The following is a 437-nucleotide window of genomic DNA, read 5'->3' as shown; positions in this document are numbered from 1 at the left end:
GATACTTTCGGACGGTAACGCATGAGATCGATCGACATTTCATGCTTTTGCGCGCCGTGCAGGATATTGGCGAACGCCACGATCTCCGCGCCTTTGCGAACAACGGCACAGTCGAAGCAGCGCATGTAATCGTCATCGAAATAGCCGAGCGCAAAGCGTTTTTCGCTTCCCGATTTGATGGCGAGCCAGTCATCCGAAACCGCGCGAAGCTGCGGCAGGATCGGCGGCACCTCCTCCTTCGGGACAATGGAAAACGACAGCCCGTCCTTTTCCGCCCGCCGGCGGGCGTAGCGCAGATCCTTGTGTTGCGGAACGTCGAGCGAGAAATCGGAAAGGTCAAGGCGCGCCACCTCGCCGATTTTGAGGATCGACAGCCCCATGTCGAGATAGAGCGGGAGGAAATCCGATTTCACCGCGTAAAAGACCGTGCGGTAACC

Annotated in this window: 1 protein-coding gene; it reads right to left on the bottom strand. The window is 57.9% G+C overall.

Going from position 1 to position 437, the window contains the following annotated elements:
* A partial coding sequence (locus AC5E6N_RS18680) for a phosphatidylglycerol lysyltransferase domain-containing protein (protein WP_491749231.1) occupies positions 1 to 437 on the bottom strand: 437 nt, incomplete at both ends.

The organism is Hoeflea sp. (assembly GCF_984452065.1).
Note: the sequence above shows the minus strand (reverse complement) of the source record. Positions and strands in the feature narration are given on the sequence as shown.